This is a genomic window from Candidatus Methylacidiphilales bacterium, assembly GCA_028713655.1.
Taxonomy (GTDB): domain Bacteria; phylum Verrucomicrobiota; class Verrucomicrobiia; order Methylacidiphilales; family JAAUTS01; genus JAQTNW01.
In genome coordinates, this window is record JAQTNW010000042.1 from 1 (window position 1) to 20,436 (window position 20,436).

General features: G+C 57.1%; 19 protein-coding genes. 13 read left to right on the forward strand and 6 right to left on the reverse strand.

Features of this window, described 5'->3' with window-relative positions:
* The 3 genes from PHD76_12330 to prmC form a co-directional block, all read right to left on the reverse strand.
* Positions 1-352 (reverse strand): hypothetical protein (locus tag PHD76_12330; protein ID MDD5262623.1); only part of this gene is annotated, 352 nt, incomplete at its 3' end.
* On the reverse strand, positions 349-834 hold the full coding sequence (gene coaD, locus PHD76_12335) for a pantetheine-phosphate adenylyltransferase (protein ID MDD5262624.1): 486 nt from the start codon (positions 832-834) through the stop codon (positions 349-351). The genes PHD76_12330 and coaD, both read right to left, overlap by 4 nt.
* 188 nt (positions 835-1,022) lie before the next feature.
* On the reverse strand, positions 1,023-1,844 hold the full coding sequence (prmC, locus tag PHD76_12340) for a peptide chain release factor N(5)-glutamine methyltransferase (GenBank protein MDD5262625.1): 822 nt from the start codon (positions 1,842-1,844) through the stop codon (positions 1,023-1,025).
* 92 nt (positions 1,845-1,936) lie between these two features.
* Here prmC and PHD76_12345 point away from each other — a divergent pair, with 92 nt between their 5' ends.
* From PHD76_12345 to PHD76_12385, 9 genes are all read left to right on the forward strand, one after another.
* Positions 1,937-2,665, forward strand: coding sequence for a hypothetical protein (locus tag PHD76_12345; protein MDD5262626.1), 729 nt, complete (start codon positions 1,937-1,939; stop codon positions 2,663-2,665).
* A 150-nt stretch (positions 2,666-2,815) separates the two neighbouring features.
* On the forward strand, positions 2,816-3,655 hold the full coding sequence (gene fdhD, locus PHD76_12350; GenBank protein ID MDD5262627.1) for a formate dehydrogenase accessory sulfurtransferase FdhD: 840 nt from the start codon (positions 2,816-2,818) through the stop codon (positions 3,653-3,655).
* The gene (locus PHD76_12355; protein MDD5262628.1) at positions 3,652-6,024 is read left to right on the forward strand and encodes an FdhF/YdeP family oxidoreductase; all 2,373 of its coding nucleotides are present in this window, start codon (positions 3,652-3,654) and stop codon (positions 6,022-6,024) included. The genes fdhD and PHD76_12355 overlap by 4 nt, the downstream gene beginning before the upstream one ends.
* A gap of 300 nt (positions 6,025-6,324) precedes the next feature.
* The gene (locus PHD76_12360; GenBank protein MDD5262629.1) at positions 6,325-7,122 is read left to right on the forward strand and encodes a hypothetical protein; all 798 of its coding nucleotides are present in this window, start codon (positions 6,325-6,327) and stop codon (positions 7,120-7,122) included.
* 181 nt (positions 7,123-7,303) lie between these two features.
* Positions 7,304-8,695: a TolC family protein gene (locus tag PHD76_12365; GenBank protein MDD5262630.1), complete on the forward strand. Its 1,392-nt coding sequence runs from the start codon at positions 7,304-7,306 to the stop codon at positions 8,693-8,695.
* A gap of 15 nt (positions 8,696-8,710) precedes the next feature.
* Positions 8,711-8,854 carry a hypothetical protein gene (locus tag PHD76_12370; GenBank protein MDD5262631.1) on the forward strand — a complete coding sequence of 48 codons (144 nt, stop codon included), beginning with the start codon at positions 8,711-8,713 and terminating at the stop codon, positions 8,852-8,854.
* Positions 8,855-8,913: 59 nt separating this feature from the next.
* Entirely contained in the window at positions 8,914-11,994 is a 3,081-nt protein-coding gene (locus tag PHD76_12375; GenBank protein MDD5262632.1) for an efflux RND transporter permease subunit, read from the forward strand.
* Between the two features lie 73 nt (positions 11,995-12,067).
* Positions 12,068-12,973: a DUF3592 domain-containing protein gene (locus PHD76_12380; protein MDD5262633.1), complete on the forward strand. Its 906-nt coding sequence runs from the start codon at positions 12,068-12,070 to the stop codon at positions 12,971-12,973.
* Positions 12,974-12,975: 2 nt separating this feature from the next.
* Positions 12,976-13,878 carry a hypothetical protein gene (locus PHD76_12385; GenBank protein MDD5262634.1) on the forward strand — a complete coding sequence of 301 codons (903 nt, stop codon included), beginning with the start codon at positions 12,976-12,978 and terminating at the stop codon, positions 13,876-13,878.
* 129 nt (positions 13,879-14,007) lie between these two features.
* On the opposite strand, the gene PHD76_12390 is transcribed toward PHD76_12385, so the two are convergent.
* From PHD76_12390 to PHD76_12400, 3 genes are read right to left on the reverse strand one after another with little or no spacing between them, the layout of a single operon-like run.
* Positions 14,008-14,382 (reverse strand): response regulator, encoded by a 375-nt coding sequence (locus PHD76_12390; protein ID MDD5262635.1) that lies wholly within the window; start codon positions 14,380-14,382, stop codon positions 14,008-14,010.
* A 33-nt stretch (positions 14,383-14,415) separates the two neighbouring features.
* A complete protein-coding gene (locus tag PHD76_12395) occupies positions 14,416-15,600 on the reverse strand; it encodes a response regulator (protein ID MDD5262636.1) in 1,185 nt (394 codons plus the stop codon).
* Position 15,601: 1 nt separating this feature from the next.
* Positions 15,602-17,827 (reverse strand): ATP-binding protein, encoded by a 2,226-nt coding sequence (locus PHD76_12400; GenBank protein ID MDD5262637.1) that lies wholly within the window; start codon positions 17,825-17,827, stop codon positions 15,602-15,604.
* Positions 17,828-18,069: 242 nt separating this feature from the next.
* Between PHD76_12400 and PHD76_12405 the strand changes: the two genes are divergently transcribed.
* The 4 genes from PHD76_12405 (at position 18,070) to eda (ending at position 20,325) form a co-directional block, all read left to right on the forward strand.
* Entirely contained in the window at positions 18,070-18,291 is a 222-nt protein-coding gene (locus PHD76_12405) for a hypothetical protein (GenBank protein ID MDD5262638.1), read from the forward strand.
* Positions 18,273-18,581, forward strand: a complete 309-nt coding sequence (locus PHD76_12410; protein MDD5262639.1) for a type II toxin-antitoxin system RelE/ParE family toxin — start codon at positions 18,273-18,275, stop codon at positions 18,579-18,581. The genes PHD76_12405 and PHD76_12410 overlap by 19 nt, the downstream gene beginning before the upstream one ends.
* Positions 18,582-18,707: 126 nt before the next feature.
* A complete protein-coding gene (locus tag PHD76_12415; GenBank protein MDD5262640.1) occupies positions 18,708-19,652 on the forward strand; it encodes a CHAD domain-containing protein in 945 nt (314 codons plus the stop codon).
* Positions 19,653-19,662: 10 nt separating this feature from the next.
* Complete coding sequence (gene eda, locus PHD76_12420; GenBank protein ID MDD5262641.1) at positions 19,663-20,325, forward strand: bifunctional 4-hydroxy-2-oxoglutarate aldolase/2-dehydro-3-deoxy-phosphogluconate aldolase; 663 nt, start codon at positions 19,663-19,665, stop codon at positions 20,323-20,325.
* The last annotated feature ends 111 nt before the right edge of the window (positions 20,326-20,436 follow it).

The window sequence follows — 20,436 nt, forward strand, 5'->3', positions numbered from 1 at the left end:
CATTGGCGTCCAAATGACAACTGGCTGCCATTGGCAAGCTGAGCAAAATATCTTCCCGGATCGATAGCGTCAAGTCGATTGACTCCTGGGTCGTGATTGGGAGCGCGCATGCGAAGTCGGGTATGGCCACAGACACGGGCAGGGGTTCCTGGCAGCGGGCGCAATCCATTTTCACTGTGGAGGTTATATGACCTCGCACCAAAAGTTCGTCCTGAACCCTTTCCACATGAAATTCGTACTCAAGGGGTGACCAAACCTCGCTGCCCAGAATCTTGAGGTCATAGGGCTCCGGATCCAGTTTCCCGGAGAGGTCAAGCGGCCCGTCCAACAGGTCGGCTACCCGGATTTTCATAAAAATTTGTTTTTGAGCGCCGTCCGGACCGATTTCGGCACAAAGCAGTCAATCGCGCCGCCCAGGCGTGCGATTTCCTTTACGATGCGGGAGCTGAGATAGGTGTAGTTGTCCTTTGGCATGAGAAAAATGGTTTCGATCCGCGGATTCAGCTTGCGGTTCATCAAGGCGAGCTGAAATTCAAATTCAAAGTCGGATACGGCCCTCAACCCGCGGATGACGGCCGTGGCTTCCCGCCGTTCTGCGTAATCAACCAACAATCCCTCAAGGCACTCGATGCGTAAGCGCTTGTGCTCGGGCAAGGCGAGGATGGCTTCCCGGACAAGATCCGTGCGTTCCTGAAGGGTGAAGAGCGGATTTTTGTCGGAGTTTTGGGCCACGGCGATGATGACTTCATCGAACAGCCGCAGAGCCCGCTCGACGACATCGAGGTGGCCGTTGGTGATCGGATCAAAACTGCCGGGATAAATGGCGCGTCTCATTTAGGCTCCATCCTGCGAAAAAGCAGCGGGGATGTAAAGCTTGGCCGCAACGCCTTCACAGCTTTAAGTTTGTAAGTCTTAAGTTTTAAGTACCGAGTTTTTTATCTGCGCAATCTGCGGTCCAAATGTTTTCCATCTGTGTAGATCCGTGTTCATCCGTGGTTAAAAATGTGTTCTTTTTGTATCTCTCAACGTTTCCCGTGGATAAACCGGGGTACCTGGTTCAGGTCTTCACGGACTTTCACGGTGGCGAATCCCGATTCCCGCAAGAGCACGGATACCGGCTCCCCGTGGGAGGCGCCGGCTTCAAGGAAGATATGTGAAGTCGTCGGCCGGGTTCGGGCGATCAGGCGCCGGATAGGGTCCAGGCCGTCGCTCCCGCCATCCAGGGCCAGAGGCGGATCAAAGCGGACTTCGGGCTGGAGATTGGTCATTTCCTCCGATGTGAGATAGGGAAGATTGGCGACAATGACATGTGATTCATCCGGAACAGGCAGGAGATCCTCCTGAAGCCATGAAATTTCAGCGCTGGGATTCCGCGCCTGGTTTCGTTTGGCCAGTTCGAGCGCGGCGGGGCTGGTGTCCGTGGCGGCCAGGCGCCAGCCCGGCAGATGTTTGGCAAGGGCGAGAACGATGGCACCCGTTCCTGTGCCGACATCGTACAGCAATCCAGCCGGTTCATTTTTCAATGTTTCAGCCACCCAGGCCACTAACACCTCGGTTTCAGGACGGGGAACCAGAGCCTGAGGCCCGCATTCGAGCGTCAGTCCGTAAAAAGGGGTTTCTCCCAGAATGTGCTGGAGCGGTTCGCGGTCGGCACGGCGTTTGACCAGCGGGCGCAGGGCGTCGAGTTCCCCGGGTTTGAGTTCCTGCTCGAACTGCAAATACAGGGACATCCGCGGCAGCTTCAACACATGGGACAAAATAAGTTCAATCTGCAGGCGCGGGGATTCGACGCCTTTTTGCGCGAAGTACTCCGTGGTCTTGTTGATCAGTTCCAGGATTTTCAATCCCGTCCAGAATAGGAGGGAACTCCGGCTGCCAAAAGGAAAATAGAACTCAGGCTGGCCAGAAAAAGTCGGATGCTACATACTTCGTACCGATGGCTGGGGAATGTAAACAACCGCTGCATGACTGGCTTAAACCCGTTGACTCAGCCAAAGGCGAATTGTATTATCCCAACCATGCAGACCCCCTACGCTCGCCCCTGCACCTTGCAAGACAGGTTGAGTCAGAGGCCGGTGTCGGAAGCGGAGGCAATCGAACAGGTTCGGAGGTCGGGCATCGAGCCGCGGCCGGTCGGCTCCTTGGAAGAATGGCGGAAGACAAGGTACTTACCGAGTTTTCATCGGAAACATTCCACAACGCCCTTGGCGAATTAAAAAATCTCGGAAAAACCGAGCATCTCGTTTTCCACCCAGGCGGCGCCCCGCGCTGCTATCGCGTGACCGACGCGGGCCAGTATGGCGCGGGTGGTGATTTGATCGAATATCTCCGCCGCCTTGCCTACAGCAACAAGCTTTTCAATGACGACTTTCAAGTTGAAGGCGTGGTCAAAGACCCGACATCAGGGGCGTATAGCCTTGTCGTAAGCCAGCCCTGGATTGCGGACGCCCGCGACGCGGAACCGGACGAAATCCGGAGGTACTTTGAGGACCACGGATTCCAACGCATCAGCAGCCTGTCGTACCGGAAGGGCGATATTGTTGTGACCGACGCCGCTCCCGGCAATGTGATCATCGACGACAAGGGCGTTGCATATCCGATTGATGTGGGTATTGAAGGAGCCGAAGGATCGCTGCTCCCGGATATCGACGAAAATCAGGGATAAATGGAGGGACGACCGCTGTGTCGTCCCATTGATCGGGATTGGCTTGAACCACCAAGGCACAAAGACACCGGAATAGAATTGGCTGCTCGAAAGTTTGCGAGCTATAATGGAAACAATCCGGCCAAATAAATTTCTACTGAGCACAGTCCCATGATCTCAATCGCGACAAACCCAGGCGTCATTCACAGCTCAATCCATCGCTTCCATAATGGAGCGAGTGTTGTAGAGGAAGATGAACTGGCGGTGGAAGCGCCGCTTGAAATCCAGCTCGGCTACATGAGCAAGGGCTGGCGTGTCCATAAAAGCGTGTCGATTACCATGCGCACACCGGGGCACGATTCCGAACTCGCCGCGGGTTTTTTACTGGGCGAGGGTATTATCGCCGAACCCGGGCACATTGAGCGCATCGAAACGCCAGCGGACAATGTCGTGCGCGTCGATTTGCAAGCGCAGGTTCGGGTGGATTTGCGGAGCCTTGAGCGGCATTTTTATGCGACTTCAAGTTGCGGTGTTTGCGGAAAAGCTTCCATCGCAGCGTTGCGTATGGGTTGCGGGCCGCAGGTCGTGATAAGCGGCCCCATTTTTTTCGCGGATGCGATTCATGGTCTGCCCGGAAAATTGCGCGAGACGCAGGAGGTCTTTGATCGAACAGGCGGACTGCACGCGGCCGCGTTGTTTAATCCTTCGTGTGAGCTGCTTTGCCGTCGCGAGGATGTGGGCCGGCACAATGCGGTGGACAAGCTCATTGGCGCGCGCTTGCTCGCCGACGAGCAGCCGCCATTTTCAGATAGCCTGATGCTGGTGAGCGGCCGCGCGAGTTTCGAGTTGATGCAAAAAACGCTTGCGGCGGGCATCCCCATTCTGGCCGCCGTCGGCGCGCCTTCGAGCCTGGCGGTTGATCTGGCGCGGGAGGCGGGAGCGACATTGCTTGGATTTGTGCGTGACGGCAGATTCAACATTTACACCCATCCGGAGAGGATCCAGTCATGAATGAGCCAAGGACTCCGGCGCCAGGCGTGCAGTCGCCGGAAGACAGTGGCAGTGTCCGGATTGGCAAAAGTTCCAAGGCTGCGGCGGGCGTGCCCGGCGTTTTGCAAGCCGGACGTTTCGCTTGGAAGGAGATGGGCCTCGTGCGCAGCGTGCGGACGCTTTTGAAGCTGAATCAAAAGAAAGGTTTTGACTGCCAGAGTTGCGCATGGCCGACCTCGGATGAAGGGCGCCATGTGTTTGAATTCTGCGAAAATGGCGCCAAGGCCGCTGCCGACGAGGCGACGACGAAACGCATCACGCCCGATTTTTTCCGCGAACACAGCGTCACGGATCTTGCCGCCCGTTCGGACTACTGGCTCGGACAGCAGGGTCGGCTTATGCACCCGATGATTCTGCGCGAAGGGGCCACGCACTATGAACCGATTGAGTGGGATGAGGCGTTCAAGCGCATCGCCGCGGAACTCAACGCGCTGGGCTCGCCTAACGAAGCGGCGTTTTACACATCGGGTCGCACGAGCAATGAGGCGGCGTTTCTCTACCAGCTTTTTGCGCGGCAGTTTGGCACCAACAATCTGCCTGATTGCTCGAACATGTGCCATGAGTCGAGCGGCGCGGCGCTCAGCGAGACCATCGGCATCGGCAAGGGTTGCGTGATGCTCGAGGATTTTGAAAAGGCGGACGCCATTTTTATCATTGGACAGAACCCTGGCACGAATCATCCGCGGATGTTGATCTCGCTTGAGGCGGCCAAGGCGCGGGGCTGCGCCATCGTCAGCATCAATCCGCTTCCCGAGGTCGGAAACTTTCGTTTCAAGAATCCGCAGAATTTCCAAAACCCCTTGCGTGCCCTGCCAACGCTGCTTGGCAAGGGGACGTCCCTTTCCAATCTGTGGTTGCAGGTGCAGATCAACGGCGACCTCGCGTTGTTCCAGGGCATCATGAAGGAAATGCTTGCCGACGAGGATCGTCAGCCGGGCAGCGTATTCGATCATGCCTTTATCCGCGAGCACACCACCGGTTTCGACGAGTTCATCGAAGCCCTGCGGCGGACAAGCTGGGAGGAGATCATGGCCGGGAGCGGCTTGACACGCGAATCGATCCGCCATGCGGCCGACATCGCTGTGCGCTCGAAGCGGATTATTTGTTGCTGGGCGATGGGCCTCACGCAGCATAAGAATGCGGTCGCGACCATTCAATCGGTCATGAATTTTCTGTTCCTTGGCGGCCACATCGGACGGCCCGGCGCAGGGCCCTGCCCGGTGCGCGGGCATTCCAACGTGCAGGGGGATCGCACGATGGGAATTTGGGAACGGATGGGCGATGCTTTTCTTGACAGGCTTGGCGCGGAGTTTGGGTTCCAGCCGCCGCGCGATCACGGCGCCGACACGGTTGATGCGCTCAAAGCCATGCACGAAGGGCGGATCAAGGCGTTCTTCGCGCTCGGCGGTAATTTTCTCTCGGCCACGCCCGACACGAATTTTACCGCGCAGGCGTTGAGCAAGTGCCGCCTCACCGCGCAGGTTTCGACCAAGCTCAATCGCGCGCATTTAATCACCGGGCGCACCGCGCTTATTTTGCCCTGTCTGGGGCGCACGGAGATCGACAGGCAGGCGGCGGGCGGGCAATTCGTCACCGTCGAGGACAGCATGGGAATCATCAACTCCTCGCGCGGCCATCTGGAGCCTGCGTCGGCGCATTTGCTCAGCGAGCCGGCGATCATCGCGCGGTTGGCTCGTGCGACATTGTGCGAGCGTGGGACAGTCGATTGGGAATCGCTGGCCGGGAACTATGACCGCATTCGCGACAGCATTGAGCGCGTGGTTCCGGGATTTGAGCGCTACAACGAGCGCATCCGGCTTGGGGTGTTTCATCTGCCGAATCCGGCGCGGGACGAACGCCGGTTCGGGAAGGGTGGAAGGGCTAAATTTACAGTCCATCCCATTCCGGTTCATACGCTCGCTCCCGGCCAGTTCATGATGATGACGATGCGCAGCCATGACCAATTCAACACCACCATCTACGGCCTCGACGACCGCTACCGCGGCGTCTTCAACGGCCGCCGTGTTGTCTTTTTGAATGCCGAGGACATGGCCGAGGCCGGTTTGCAGCAGGGCCAGCTTGTGGATCTAACCAGCCATTTTGAAGGCGTCGAGCGGATTGCGCCGCATTTTTTTGTCGCGCCGTATTCGATTCCGCGCCGTTGCGCCGCGACCTATTTCCCCGAGGCCAACGTGCTCGTTCCGATCAACAGCGTGGCGGATCGCAGCAACACGCCTGCCTCCAAATCCGTCATCATCACCATTGCGCCCTCGCCCGATGCGGAAGCAATCATCGCGGATTTGGCCCGTGATTTGTCAAATCGGAGTTGATCTCAATCCCCTCCATTTTCAGGAGCGCGGGCATCCTGCCCGCACCGCTGCGCATCCTGCACAGCGGATGCTTTGGGGCATGTTTATTTTTTCTGGATCATCACAGCCCGGAAGACAACACCCCCCGAAGCGGTCGCCGCGGCGACCTTTCCGCCCCTCTTGATAGAGGGGATTGGCCTCGCGATGGCGCATTCACGCGTCCGCGTTCCGCCGCAGCGGACGAGGAGCGAGGCGACGCGGCAATCCATGCCGTCTCCGATTCCCGAGCGAACACAGTTGCGGACATGCTTGATGTCGGCCATGATTTACTTGCTGATAGCCGATACCCATATGAACTGCAAAACTTTTGAAATCTTGAAAAAAATAAACCAGAACCGCCTTATCCTGACGCTGGGTTTCCTTGCTGCACTGCTTGCATGGCCGCAAGAGTCCCAGGCCCTCACAGCCAATGAGATTGTCCAGAAGGTCGCCGCGCGCGACAAGGTCCTGCAGGCGCGGCGCCGACAGTTTGATTATACCATCGCGATCACAGTCCAAAAATTGGATGAAAATGGAAAAATTGTTTCATCAAAAGTCACAAGTGAGACGGTCGTCGGCGACAAACGTCCTTCTTATACCAGCAAGGCCGAAATGGACGACGCCCATGCCGAGTCGTTGCAACGCGCGGCGGATGAGCAGTCGAAAAAGGAACCCTTCAGCCTGTTGAACGTGATTTCGCATTTTACCTTCACGCGGGCAGGCGAGGAGACCGTGAATGGCGAACTCGCTTACAAGATCCATTACAAGCCGAAGCCTGACATGCCCTTTCACAGCCGCGAGGAAAAAGTCATCAACCGGGTGGAGGGCGATCTTTGGGCTGCGGAGTCGGATTTTTCCCTGTTGCGCAACCAGGGGGCATTGGGTGAGCCGGTGTCCATCGCCTGGTTTTTTGCCACGTTACGGAACATGAAATACCGGTTCGACGCGCAGCGTTTGCCGAACGGCGATTTTGGCCCGGAGAGCGTGACGTATGAATTTCGGGTGATGATCCCGTTTGGCATGATTCATGAGCGGCATACGCGCCGCATGAGCGACTTCGAACTGCATCGTGGGAAGTGAAATAAGTTTCAAGTCTCCCGCTTTCGTCCCGCGGATGACGGACTTTGCTGCGCAGGCAGGTTTCCCATCCATTGAAATCTGAGTCTATCTTTGGATAAAAATATGGGCCTCCATTGCGAGCCTTGCACGTGGCTCATTTACACGGTTGCGCTGGGCTGATTCACAAACTACGATTGTCCGGATGTGTCCCGGCCCGTTTAAACTTTTTTCTGCTGTTCTTTTCTGCCTCGCTCTTCATGCAGCCGGGGCGGAAACCCAGCCACCCGCAGCCGTCCCGCCCACTGAACCACGGCGCGCCCTGCCGGTGGAGCCCTTCGCCGGGCAACCGCTCAACCTCAAAACCTGTTACGAATTGGCCCTTCTCCGGATGGAAAGCGTCGGCCTGCGGGACGAGGATGTCCGCGTCGCCCAGGCCCGCTATCGCGAGGCCATCGGCGCGATTTTGCCGAACGTCACCCTGACCGGTAATCAATATTTTTACAAAGATCAGTCGAGCAGTTTCTCTTCTTTCAGCACGGGCGGCAACACAAGCGCCGCTGGGCCCGTCGGCACGAGTGACCTCACCCCGCGCATGGCATCCGTCGATGTCAAGGTGCCGCTCTTCTCGGGACTGCGCGATGTCGAACTGGCCCATGCGGCAAAAGCGCAAATCGAAGGCAACCGCCAGACCGCACAGAGGATCCGGCAAAGCTTGTATCTCGACGTGGCGGAGTCGTTTTACCAAACGCTCGACTACGAGGAGGACCTGCGCATCCTGGCTGATGTCGAAACCACCCTGCAAGACCGGGTCAAGGAACTGGAAAAACGGGTCCGCCTCGGCAAATCGCGCGACAGCGAGCTGCTTGACGCCAGCACATCACTGGCGCAAACAAAAGTCAGCGTGGAACACACCCGCGGCTTGTTGTCCGCCACACGCGAAATGCTGGCCTTCCTCATCGGCCTGCCATCGGAACAAATCACGCTACGGGATGATTCCCCACCCGCGCCCGGCAGCCTGGCCCTGGCGGAATATTTGAACCAGGTGGCCGGCCGGCCCGATGTGCTGGCGGCGGTGCAGGCCGAGCAAGCCGCCCGAGCGCAACTCTCCGCGGCCAAGGGCGAGCACTGGCCCAAGCTCAGCTTTGAAGGGAATTACACCCTCTACGATTCCAGCAATCTTCAAACCGGCAATTGGTACGGCTTTCTGACTCTGGAGGTGCCGGTGTTCGACGGCGGCAGCATCGAAGCGCGGGTGGATCAGAATAAATCGCTCTATGTCGAGCGCCGCCTGGATCTCGCGCAACTGCAGCGCGAAGCCGAGCGCGATATACGCACCTATTTCAACCAGTTTAACCTGTCGCTCGCGGAACTTGTCCGGTTGGAGGAAGCCGTTAAAACCTCCGGGCTTAATTACCAGGCCCAACGGTCCGACTATGAATTGAAGATCGTGAATAATCTCGACGTATTGAGCGCTCTCTATCGTTTTCAAAATTTGCGCCGGGACGAAAACACGGCCCGCATGAACACCCGCCTGAATCTTATCAAACTGTATGTTGCAGCCGGCAGCGTGGCGCAGGGATCAGGCAGGAAATAAGAGGCAGGAAGAAATATGGAACGCGATCGTGAAGAGCTCAAAAAGCGCAGCAAGGAATTTGCCTTGCGCGTGATGAAACTGGCCGACCTGCACCGCGAAGCCGAGGAATTAACCGCTATATTTTATTCAATCATCCGCTCAGCAAAGCAGAACCCATGAGCACTTATGCTTCTTACCTGACCCCTCTTACTTGATACTTTCTACCTGATCCCTTCTTCATGAACCTTGCCGATATTTCCATTCGACGGCCCGTCTTTGCGTGGATGCTCATGTCCGCGCTCATTATTTTCGGCGCCATCTCATTCGGACGGCTCGGCGTCAGCCTGCTCCCCGACGTGGAAGTCCCGAGCATCTTTGTCCAGCTCGATTGGGCCGGGGCGGCGCCCGAGGTCATGGAAACCGAAATTGTGGACCGGATCGAGCAGGCCCTGGTCAGCGTCTCCGGGATCGACAACCTCAAATCGACCATCCGCCAGGGCAGCGCGCAAGTCGTCCTGGAATTTACCCCGGGCCGGAATGTGGATGCCGCCCTGCTGGAAGTGCAGTCCAACATCTCCCGTGTCCGCCTGCCGCGGGAGATGGAAACCCCGCAGATTTTCAAAGTCAATCCCTCCGACCAGGAAATCATGTGGATCGGCATCAGCAGCGACAAACGCTCCCTGCGCGATCTGACCGTTTATGCCGAACGCTATCTGCGCGACAAATTCCAGGTTCTGCCCGGCGTCGGGCAGTTGATCCTGAGCGGCTTCGCCGAACGCAATCTCCGGATCTGGGTCAACTACGATAAATTGGCCGAATACGAACTGACCATCCTGGACGTGCAAAATGCCCTCCGTACCCAGCATATCGAACAGGCTTCCGGTTATTTTGAAAACAACCGCCAGGAAATCAACGTCCGGATGATGGGGGAAGGGGTGAGCCCCGAGCAGGTCGGCGACATTCTGATCAAACAGCGCGGTGGCGACACGATCCACAACGCGGCCATCCGTATTCGGGACGTGGCGAAAGTCGAGGACGGGCTCAATGATGTCCGCAGCATCTCAAAAATCTACGGCACCCGCGGCGGCGGGATCGGCTTCCGCAAGCAGCGCGGATACAACTCGATTGAAGTGGCCGACACCATCAAGCGCACGATGGCGGAGCTGCAGCCCACCCTTCCGCCTGACGTTAAAGTGGAGATTAATTACGACGAGTCCAGATTCACGCGCGAGGCGGTCAATGAAACCGAATTTACCCTCATTCTCTCCGCCATCCTCACCGCGCTGGTTTGCTGGCTTTTTCTCGGCTCCCTTTCCAGCACATTCAATGTCGTGATGTCGATGCCCACCTCCGTGCTGGGCTCGTTCATCATCCTGTATTTTCTCGGGTTCACGCTGAATATTTTCACCCTGCTCGCACTCTCGCTGGCCATCGGCATCGTGGTGGACGACGCCATCATGGTTTTGGAAAACACCGTCCGCCATTTTGAGATGGGAAAGAGCCGCAGGCAGGCCGCCATCGACGGCGCGCGCGAAATCACCGCGCCGGCAATCGCAACCACCCTTTCGGTCATTGCGGTCTTTCTGCCCATCGCTTTCATGCACGGATTGACCGGCAAGTTTCTTTACCAGTTTGGCATTACCATCTCCGCTGCGGTAGCCTTGTCCCTGGTTGAAGCCACCACGCTTACGCCGATGCGCTGTTCCCAGTTCCTTTCAGTCGGACGCAATCATTTCATCACCCGTAGGACCGACGCCCTCATGTCTTCACTGGCGATCCGCTACCGCAATCTTCTGGTTTATTGCCTCAAACATCGATGGAAAGTCATCGGGCTGCTTTTCGCGTTCTTTGTCCTCTCTCTCTTCATTGCAATGCATATTCCGGGTGAAAACATGCCCGCCCAGGACCAGGGTACCCTGTTTATCAAATACGAAACACCCGTGGGTTCTTCCCTCGCATACACGGAAAACCGGCTGGCCGAAGCCGAAAAAATCATCAAGGCCCGGCCTGAAGTGCGCACCTATTTCCTCGCCGCGGGGAGTTTCATGGGCGAAAGCACCAACTCGGGCATCATGTTCGTGGACCTGAAACCCCGCAAGGAACGCAAGTATTCGCAAATCGAACTCATGAATCTGCTCCGTCCGGAGCTCGCTAAAATTTCGGATCTCAAATCGTATCTGATCGATCTTTCAAAAGGAGGCCTTGACGGAGGACTCGGGTTTCCGGTTACGTTCAGTCTCCAGGGACCCAGCCTCGACGTCCTTAAAAAGGAGTCCGCCCGTTTGATTCAGCAGATGAAAGATCAAAAGCTGGCCACCGACATCCATACCGACTTCAAGGAGGGCCAGCCCGAACTGCGGATTTATGTGGACCGCGAAGCCGCCTCGGCGCGCGGCGTGACGGTACAGGAAATTTCCGATACCGTGTCGGCGGCCATCGGCGGAGTGCGCGAAGGCAAATATACCAATGAAGACCGGCGTTATGATGTCCGGATCCGGTTGGAACCCGAAGAACGGAGCAAAGTCGCTGACCTGCTCAAGTTGACGGTGCGCAATCTCTACGGCGAAATTGTTCCCATCCAGGATGTCATCCGCTATGAAGTGGTGCCGTCCCTCCAGACCATCGCCCGCCACAATCGCGAACGTTCCATCACGATTTACGGCAATCCCTATCCCGGCATTGCCGAGAATGAGGCGCTGGCGCGGGTTGAAAAAATTGCCGCTGATTCCCTGCCGCAAGGCTACCGGCTGTTGCCATCGGAAACGGCCAAAACCAGCAATGAGATGAAACAAGACATGATGTTCGCGCTTGGTCTTGGAATCCTGATCGCTTACATGGTGCTCGCCTCGCAGTTCAACAGCTTCAGCCATCCTTTGCTCATTCTCCTGGCCCTGCCGTTCGCATTGAGCGGGGCCTTTGTCGCCCTCTGGCTTTTTCACCAAACGTTCAACCTCTACAGTTTCATCGGCCTGGTGTTGCTGTTGGGAATCGTGAAGAAAAATTCCATCCTGCTGGTTGAATTCACCCACCAGATCCGGGAACGGGAAAGCCTGGGCGCTGAAGCCGCGTTATTGAAAGCCTGTCCGATCCGTCTGCGCCCGGTGCTCATGACTTCGTTTGCCACCATCGCCGCCGCCATTCCGCCCGCCCTGGCCATCGGACCCGGGGCGGAAAGCCGCGTGCCCATGGCGCTCACGGTTCTGGGCGGCTCGGCTGTGTCCATGCTCGGCACGCTCCTGATTGTGCCCTGCGCGTACAGTTTGGTGGAAGGCTTGAAAGCGTGGCTGCAACATAAATTTCAACCCGAACACAAGGTCTGATCCGGCTGTGTGGAACCCGTTTGTTGAGCGGCCTTGGGGTGGACTTTTAGGGCCGGTTCCATATAATCCGGCCATGCTGACGCTCCTGATTCTGGTACTGTTTCCATTCGTGATATGGCAGGCCTATAAAAAGCTCCGCCTCTCAAAAGCCAGCGCCACATGGCCGACTGCGCCCGGTGTGGTGACCGCGGCTGAGCGCACAAAACTCGCATGGCGCACCCAGCCGCGCGTTTCGTTCAGCTACGAGGTCGCCGGAAAGGCCTACAACTCCAGCAAGGTTTCGTTTGCCGACGTGGTGCCCGCACGCGAAACCGAACCGACGCTCAGCCGTTACCAGCCTAAACAGCAAGTTGTTGTACACTACCAGCCCGAAGATCCCGGACTGGCCGTTCTGGAGCCGGGTCCGAACCGTTATGTGAGCGCCGCGTTCCGCAATTACATCATCTGGTTTGTCCTCCTCATTTTCTTCAACGTCCTCTACATCGGCCTCACCGTCTGGCAACACACCCAGGACATGCAAAAGCAACCTGTGCATACTTACGACGATGTTGCCAAGGCCGACCCGCAGCTTGGCAACCGTCTCCTGCGCGAAGCGGCGGAAAAAGGCGATGCAAAGGACCAGGTTTATGTGGCCATCTGGTATCTGACCGGAAAGGAAGGTTATCCGAAGAACCCGGCTGAAGCCGCAAAATGGTTTCGTAAAGCCGCCGATCAGGGCGACGCCGAAGCGCAAAACTGGCTGGCGGTGCTTTACAACAGCGGCAACGGCGTGGAAAAGAATACAACACTCGCGTTTGAGTGGCTGAACAAAGCGGGCGCCCAGGGCGAACCGCACGCCTGTTACAGCCTCGGCTACGCCAGCGAAAAAGGCATCGGCGGAACGCCGCAGGACACGCAGAAAGCCATCGAATGGTACCGCAAGGCGGGCAACGAACCCCACTCAAAAGCCGCTCTCGCCCGACTGCACGCCGATCCATAAACATGAAAAAAATCATTACGATTATTCTCACTCTTTCCGCTTGCGCCAACCTGGCATCTGCAGCGGATCAACCCGCGCGCAAACTTGCGTTCGAACGAGATGATGCGATCTGGATATCCAACATCGACGGCGCCGCGCCCAAGAAAATCGCCGACGGCCAGTCGCCCGAGCTTTCCCCCGACGGCACCCGCCTCGCCTACAACACCGTGCAGGCAATCGGCCAGCCAGCCCATCGCCAGATTGCCGTTATCGATCTCGCCACCGGCAAGACCACTCTTCTCAAGGACATCCCGAGCGACAACTGCATGGAGGCGCGCTGGTCGCCCGACGGCAAACGCTTGCTCTTCGATTATTACACCGATAACGAGCGGCGCATCGGTCTCGTAAATGCCGATGGCAGCGGGTTTCGCTACGTCCAGCAATCCGAACCGAAGCACCAGAGTTATTGGGCGGCGGCGTGGGCGGCTGACGGCCAGTCGTTTTTTGCCGAGGACATGGCAAATCTCTACCGTCTCGATCTCAACGCCAAGGTACTGAAAAAATGGGCTATTAATAAACTCGTCCCGCAGGGCGGCATGAGCGGCGAAGTGCGCCTCGACGCCTCGCCCGACGGCAAGACGTTGTTGATGGACGTCGAAATGGATGAGAAGGAACGCAAGGATTGGGATGGCCCGCCGCCTTCGATCTGGACGCTGGATCTTGCAACAGAAAAAGCCACACGCCTGACGCCCAAAACGCTCTACGCTTGGGATTGCCATTGGCTTGACGCGCCGAACTCGATCCTGTTTATCAGCCAGGGCCCCGGTGAGGAAAAAACGTCGATCTACCGGATGTCCACAACAGGACAGGGGAAAGACAAACAGTTGCTCATCGAAAACGCCCGAGGCCCCGGCGCGTCGAGATAAAGCACCTGCGTTTTTGGCATTGCGGATCGCGATTTTGGAGTGCGGTGGCAAGCCCGGAGGGCGCAACACCGCTTTGCCTCCGATTCAAAATGGGACGACACAGCGGTCGTCCCTCCATGCCCTACACCCTCAACACAGCAGCACTTCACGCACGGTCTGCCGGAATTCCTCGGCGGCAAACGGTTTGTGCAAGACCGCCCTCGCGCCGAGGCCGCTGGCAATTTCCAGCATGCCCGCGCCTGACAACCCCATGCCTCCGGCCGAAATCGCAATAATCCGGGTCTGCGGGCAAAATTCAATGGCCTTCTCGATTGTCTCGATGCCGTCCATCTCCGGCATGAAAATATCCGTGATGATCAGGTCAAAATCATTTTCTTTCTTCAATAGATCCAGAGCCTCGCGCCCGTTTGAAACCCCGACAAGCTGGTGATTCAGTTCCGCCAGCATCATTTCAATCTGCGCCCGCGCCGATATGCTGTCTTCCACAATCAAAATCTTGCTCATAAAATTCGGATTCACCCGACGCGCGCGCCCCGCTCACGCCGCAATTTCCCCGTCCCTTTCATCCATCCGGCTGCTGATCTCAAGAAGCAGCGATATCGCATCACCCTTGATGGTGTGCGCCCTGGACTCGCGCCCGTAAAAAAAGCTGAAATAACCGTCGGGACATAGCATCAACTGCGTCAGAACCTTCCCGCCCGAGTCATTGCCGCTTTCCGCATGCACGATTTTGCCCTTCATAAAGTAAATGCCTCCGAGGCGTTTCCGGGCTTTATCCACAAGCTGAAGCTCGCCGGTCTTGCCGGATTGCACCAGCAACTGCGCCAGTTCGAGAAGGCTGAGGTCGCCAATCCTCCCCTGGAAAGGAGACTCCGACGCATAAATGTTTGTGCCTGGAAAAACCTCGGAATTTTTTTCCTCGAGCTGCGCCGCGTATTTCACGATGGTTTCCAGCTTGGACAACAACCCGCCCAACGAGGATTCTCTTTGAACCAGAGTGCTCATCATCTGTTCCGCCACCGCTCCTTTTCCTGCCAACTTGAGGCGGATCAACTCCAGATAACCCGCGCGCTCCTCGCGGTGCCGGGAGGTCTGTTGAATCGCGGAATGAAGGGCGGCCAGAAATGATTTGCGGCGGAGCGGCTTTTCCTGAAAATCGCAGACACCGGCCCTGAGCCCCAGCTTCACAACCTGCTTGCTGTCATGGGCGGTTAACAAAAGCACCTGCAGGGCATGCTCGCGGCTTTTGATCCAGCGCGCCAGATCCACACCCGTGCCGCCGGGCATATTGTAGTCGGTGACCACGCAATCATAATGGGAAAGGCCGTTCTGTTCGAGCAGGTCCAAAGCGGGCTTGTAGTCCTCGGCCGTTTCCACGTCGATGCCTCCGCTGTCCAGTATGTCGCGGATGATTTCACAAAGGACGGAATCGTCGTCCACGACCAGCACGCGGGGCTGGCGTTCTCCAGCGGGTTGGGATGCGGAGGCCTGCGGTTTGTGCGTTCCGTGGCCGCCCTTGTTCTGCGCGGGGATATTTTGATGGCCAAAGACATGGAGCGCGGGGCGCCATTCTTCCATGCCCTGGATCCAATAAAACGCATCGCGGCTCAGGCGGCCCTTGCTCCAAATGATACGGGCCTCAAAAAACGGGATGGGGCCGGTTTGTACCCCGTCATCATAGAGAAAAACCGGTTCTTCCTCGTTAATAGATCGGAATCCCATGTCAGTTGCCCCCGCTGTTTAAAAGTTTATGGCCTGCTTCCTTAAATGCGTCGCGCGCCTCGGGCAGCAATTCCCAAACTCCGCTCAAATTCCCGAGCCGCGCCCGGGCATCCATCTCACGCGCTATGTCGTAGAGCTTGTGCGCGCGGAAATTGCCCGCTGTTCCCTTGATGGTATGCGTGATGAGGGCCACCCGTTCCGCATCCGTCTCCGCGAGGGCCATGCTGAGATCATTCAGGCGCCCGCCGGTTTCAGTGATAAACAGTTGTACCAGCCGGGCCGGAAAATAGGGCTCGTCCTCTGCGCTCTTGTCTGCAGCCACATGTGCCGGAACCGTTGTCGTGGCTGGTATCGGAGGCAAAACCGGAATTGCCGGCGCCAAAGTCTCCGCTGGCAAAGTGGGCTCAGGCCCATTTTGAGGAGCATTCCGCAAAATTTCATGGCAGCGTCCCAGCGCGCGCAGCAAATCCCGTTCTTCAAACGGTTTCCCCACATAATCGTTCATGCCCGATTGCAGGCAGCGCTCGCGGTCTCCCGGCATTGCATTGGCCGTCATGGCAATAATGAAAATATCGCGGTTTAAGACCGGCGTCCCGGCCTGCCGGATGAAACGGGTGGCTTCATAGCCGTCCATCTCCGGCATCTGGCAATCCATCAGGACGCAATCGTAGGCGCGGGTTTGCAATTTCTCGATTCCCAGCCGCCCGTTCTCCGCCACATCGACCTTGTGTCCCCAGCTTTCGAGCAGAATAACTGCCACCTCGCGGTTCACCTCGCTGTCTTCCACTAACAATACAGAAAGCGGCGGCACATCCTCAGAAGGTTCGGGAGCGGGAGGCGGAAGTATTTTTGGCCCGGCATCCAATCCCGCCCCGGTCTTGGGCAGTTCCAATTCAAACCAGAACGTCGAGCCTTTGCCCGGTTCGCTTTGCAGCCCGATCCGGCCCTCCAGCAACTGCACGATTTTTTTGGAGATCGCCAGCCCGAGCCCGGTTCCGCCGTAACGCCGGTTGGTCGAGCTGTCGGCCTGCTCGAATGCCCCAAACAACCGCGCCTGGGCTTCCTTTGGAATGCCGATGCCGGTGTCCATGACCGAAACCCGCAACCGTGTGTGCGTGGCCGTTTCCGAGACATTCTCAACACGAATGACAACTCTTCCGGCTTCGGTGAATTTAATGGCATTGGCCGCCAAATTCAAAATCACCTGCCGGATGCGCGTTGGGTCGGAGACGGCCCGTGTGCAGACTCCGGGATCGATCCAGCTCGTGAAATCGATTTTTTTCTCGCGAGCGCGCTCTGAAAGCAGCTCCACAACCTCCCGCACCACATCCGCCAGATCAAATTCAACCGATTCGAACGTCATCTTGCCCGCTTCAATCTTTGAAAAATCCAGGATGTCATTCAGGATCGTGAGCAGCGCGCCTGCGGAATTCTGAATCGTGCCGGAATAACGGCGCTGGTCTGCATCCAGCGAGGTGCGCATCAGGATTTTGATCATCCCGAGGATGCCGTTGAGCGGCGTGCGGATTTCATGGCTCATATTGGCCAGGAAGGCGGATTTGGAATCGGCGGCGCGGTTTGCCTCATCGCGCGCAAGCGCCAACTCGCGGTTGTTTTCGTTCAGCTCCGCGGCCATGGCCTGCATGGCCTCCAACTGCATATGGATAATCCGGTGCTGAAGCAACGTCAGCGTACGCGCCCCGATCAATCCCAGATAGCTGCCGTTTTCATCCGTCAAAATAATGTCGTCGAAGAAGTTTTCCCGGCGCGACATGACCCGGTTCAGGACCTGCTGCACCGGCATGCCGCGAACGACAATCAGGTGGTCGGAACGCAGGTGGCGCAGGACCGAACTTTTTGCATAAACGGCAAACCCAAGGCCGCCCCGCATGCTCAAAATGCGGCTGACCCGCCGTTCCGAACAAAGTCCCACAATCCGTTCATCATCCAACACGGCCGCAAATTTCACCTCTTCGTTATGGCGGAAATAGTTCTGAACCTGCTCCAGGTTGTAAGAGGCCGGAATCGACGCCGTGGCGTCGATCAGGCGGACCCAGTCCGCTTTTTCGCCGTCCGCAAAACGTTCGGCGAAAGCCGACTCCCCTTCTTCATCCATCGACAATGCGGTGGGAGTTCGGAGGGATTGCTCTTGCTCCAGAAAGTCCAGCGCCTCCGGGGCGCGAGGACCGGCTGCTATTTCTTCTTCCAATGTAACCGCGCTAATCATGGTATTCGGGTAAGTAACAATGTTGCCCGGCAGTATCCCGCTACAATTGTTCCGTTTCAGCGAATTATTTGTGACATTTCGGCTGAAAACAAAAATAGAGGCTGCCTGTAAGCTTTATTGCGCGTGGTCCTTTAAATGGGACGACACAGGGTTCATCCATCTATCTTTCATCGCGCAGCGTATGGGTTGCCTTGCAACGCCGGGCTTGAAGTCAAACCGCTCAACCGGTAGGATAAAACATCATGAGCACTGCTGAAATCATGGCCGAATTGCCCAAACTTCCTCCCAAGGAGGTGGAGTCGATTTACTTCCGGGCTGCCGCACTCCTTGATACTTCGTCCCTGAAAGAAACCCCAGAGCTGCTTGCCGCTTTGGACGAGGCCGAAGCTTCCTATCGAGCCGAAGGAAGTGTCAGCGCGGACGAAATGCGCCGAATGGTGGCCTCGTGGAACACTTCCAAGTAAAGTTTACAAAAACCGCTCGGCGCGACCTGGAACAAATCCGGGCATACATTGCTGAAGCCAGCGCGGATGAGTGGACGGCGGATCGCTTCTGCGGACGGTTGCTCGATACCGCTCTTTCGCTTGATGTGACACCTGATCGGGGTGCGAAGCTTCATACTCGACCCGATACGCGCTTTCTGGTCTTGCGGCCTTACTTGGTCTTTTACCGCATCCTGGAAGAGGAAAATATCGTCTTGGTGCTGCGGTTCTGGCATGGAGCCCAACATCCCAAACGTCTCCGTCTGAAATAACTTCAACAAACCAGCACTTCCCGCACGGTCTGCCTGAGTGCTTCCCGTAAAGATGACAATAACGCGGGGCGCCAGCCAAATCCCCTCTCGATTTGCCCCAACAACTGCTGTAGGCTGGCAATCTTCATGAAATCTCCGCCTCCCGCTCTGAAGCAGATATCCGGCCCTCTCTGCGAACAAGGTCTTTTGGGCAACCACCTGCTCCTCTCCCTCAAAAAGCACGGGCGCGCCTACCGTAAAAAACTCAAACGCTGCCGGGATGGTTTTTCAAAAAAGTCCGTGCATGAACTGCGGGTGGAAACCCGCCGCTTGCTGGCTTTGCTGGACCTTTTGAACAAGATGGGTTCCCAAATCAGCCTGCCGCAGAGAACCCGGGCCCCGTTGAAAAAGCGCTTTGATACGCTCAGTTCGTTGCGGGACGCCCAGGTGCAGTCGGATTACGTGGGGAAAATGTTGGTTCGCCGTCCGGAACTCCGCGCTTTCCACGAGTTTCTGCAACGGCGCGCGCTTCGACTGGCCCGTTCCGCTGTCAGTACATTGAAAAAAGGCAAGATGTCCGAACTGGAAAACGGCATCGCAGACCTGAAACAAAAGCTCGCAAAACAATTTTCCGATCCGGACGCGGAGGCCCGCTGTTACACAGGCGTCCAGCAGGTTTTGATCCAGGCGCGGGACAAAGTCCTGGAACTCCGGCGGCAAAGTGTCGGCGATGCATCCCTGATCCATCGCGGCCGCATCGCGCTTAAAAAATTCCGCTACCTGCTGGAAGCCCTGCAACCGGTACTCTCCGGCATCGGCCCCCGGGAACTCAAAGCCATGCGGGAAGAGCAGGCTTTGGTTGGTAACATCCAGGATGCCGAAGTGCTGACAGCCTGTATCAATAAATGGGTGTCCAAGAAAAAGTTGAAAAAGGCGCCGCTGCTATCTCTGCGCAAAACCCTGGTTCGCCGCCGCTCGACACTATTGCGAGCCCATCTCAAGAAGCTGGCGGAACCACCCGATTGGAATTTGCCGGACGGATTTGAAATTAACCTCAAATCTGCCTTGCCCGCTTCTTCATCCGCTTCGTAGAATGAAATTTATGACCAAACAGGAATCCATCCATCGACTGCTCAATCCCGGCGTTGTCGCTGTCATCCGCGCCGACTCTTCCGAACAACTTTTGGACATCTGCAGGGCCCTGGCAGACGGCGGTGTTACAGGGATGGAAATCACCATGACCACGCCCAACGCCCTGGACGCCATCCGGGAAACCACCCGCACGCTTGGCGACAAAATTTACATGGGCGTCGGCAGCGTTCTGGACCCCGAGACCGCGCGGCTGGCCATTCTGGCCGGGGCGGAATTTGTGGTCACCCCGATTTTCAAACCCGAGATCATCCGCCTTTGCAATCGCTACTCGAAACCCATCGTTTGCGGCGCCTACACACCGACCGAGGCCTTGAATGCGTATGAGAGCGGGGCGGACTTTGTAAAAATTTTTCCGGCCGACGGTCTCGGACCGAATTACATCAAAGCCCTGAAAGCGCCGATGCCGCACTTGCAGGTCATCCCCACCGGCGGTGTGGACGTGAACACCTGCTCTGACTTTATCAAGGCGGGCTGCGCGGCGGTTGCGGCCGGCAGCAGTCTGGTCAAAAAAGAGTTCATTCAGAAAAAGGATTGGAAGGCGCTCAGTGAGCTCGCGGCCCAATTCGTCGCCAACGTCGCCAAAGCCCGAGCCGCTGATCCAGCCAGGAAATAAGACTTAACGCAAAGTCGCAATGCGCCTGTGGCGCACGCCAAGGCGCGGAAAACCTGGCCTCAGAACGCGGAGACGGGCGAAAGGATTCAAAATTCCGAATTTAAACTTCCA

Bases quoted from the DNA above. Each gene is read 5' to 3' on its own strand.
- coaD (MDD5262624.1), bottom strand. From the start codon at position 834: ATGAGACGCGCCATTTATCCCGGCAGTTTTGATCCGATCACCAACGGC.
- PHD76_12345 (MDD5262626.1), top strand. From the start codon at position 1,937: ATGGCTGGGGAATGTAAACAACCGCTGCATGACTGGCTTAAACCCGTT.
- fdhD (MDD5262627.1), top strand. From the start codon at position 2,816: ATGATCTCAATCGCGACAAACCCAGGCGTCATTCACAGCTCAATCCAT.
- PHD76_12355 (MDD5262628.1), top strand. From the start codon at position 3,652: ATGAATGAGCCAAGGACTCCGGCGCCAGGCGTGCAGTCGCCGGAAGAC.
- PHD76_12360 (MDD5262629.1), top strand. From the start codon at position 6,325: ATGATTTACTTGCTGATAGCCGATACCCATATGAACTGCAAAACTTTT.
- PHD76_12365 (MDD5262630.1), top strand. From the start codon at position 7,304: ATGTGTCCCGGCCCGTTTAAACTTTTTTCTGCTGTTCTTTTCTGCCTC.
- PHD76_12370 (MDD5262631.1), top strand. From the start codon at position 8,711: ATGGAACGCGATCGTGAAGAGCTCAAAAAGCGCAGCAAGGAATTTGCC.
- PHD76_12375 (MDD5262632.1), top strand. From the start codon at position 8,914: ATGAACCTTGCCGATATTTCCATTCGACGGCCCGTCTTTGCGTGGATG.
- PHD76_12380 (MDD5262633.1), top strand. From the start codon at position 12,068: ATGCTGACGCTCCTGATTCTGGTACTGTTTCCATTCGTGATATGGCAG.
- PHD76_12385 (MDD5262634.1), top strand. From the start codon at position 12,976: ATGAAAAAAATCATTACGATTATTCTCACTCTTTCCGCTTGCGCCAAC.
- PHD76_12390 (MDD5262635.1), bottom strand. From the start codon at position 14,382: ATGAGCAAGATTTTGATTGTGGAAGACAGCATATCGGCGCGGGCGCAG.
- PHD76_12395 (MDD5262636.1), bottom strand. From the start codon at position 15,600: ATGGGATTCCGATCTATTAACGAGGAAGAACCGGTTTTTCTCTATGAT.
- PHD76_12400 (MDD5262637.1), bottom strand. From the start codon at position 17,827: ATGATTAGCGCGGTTACATTGGAAGAAGAAATAGCAGCCGGTCCTCGC.
- PHD76_12405 (MDD5262638.1), top strand. From the start codon at position 18,070: ATGAGCACTGCTGAAATCATGGCCGAATTGCCCAAACTTCCTCCCAAG.
- PHD76_12415 (MDD5262640.1), top strand. From the start codon at position 18,708: ATGAAATCTCCGCCTCCCGCTCTGAAGCAGATATCCGGCCCTCTCTGC.
- eda (MDD5262641.1), top strand. From the start codon at position 19,663: ATGACCAAACAGGAATCCATCCATCGACTGCTCAATCCCGGCGTTGTC.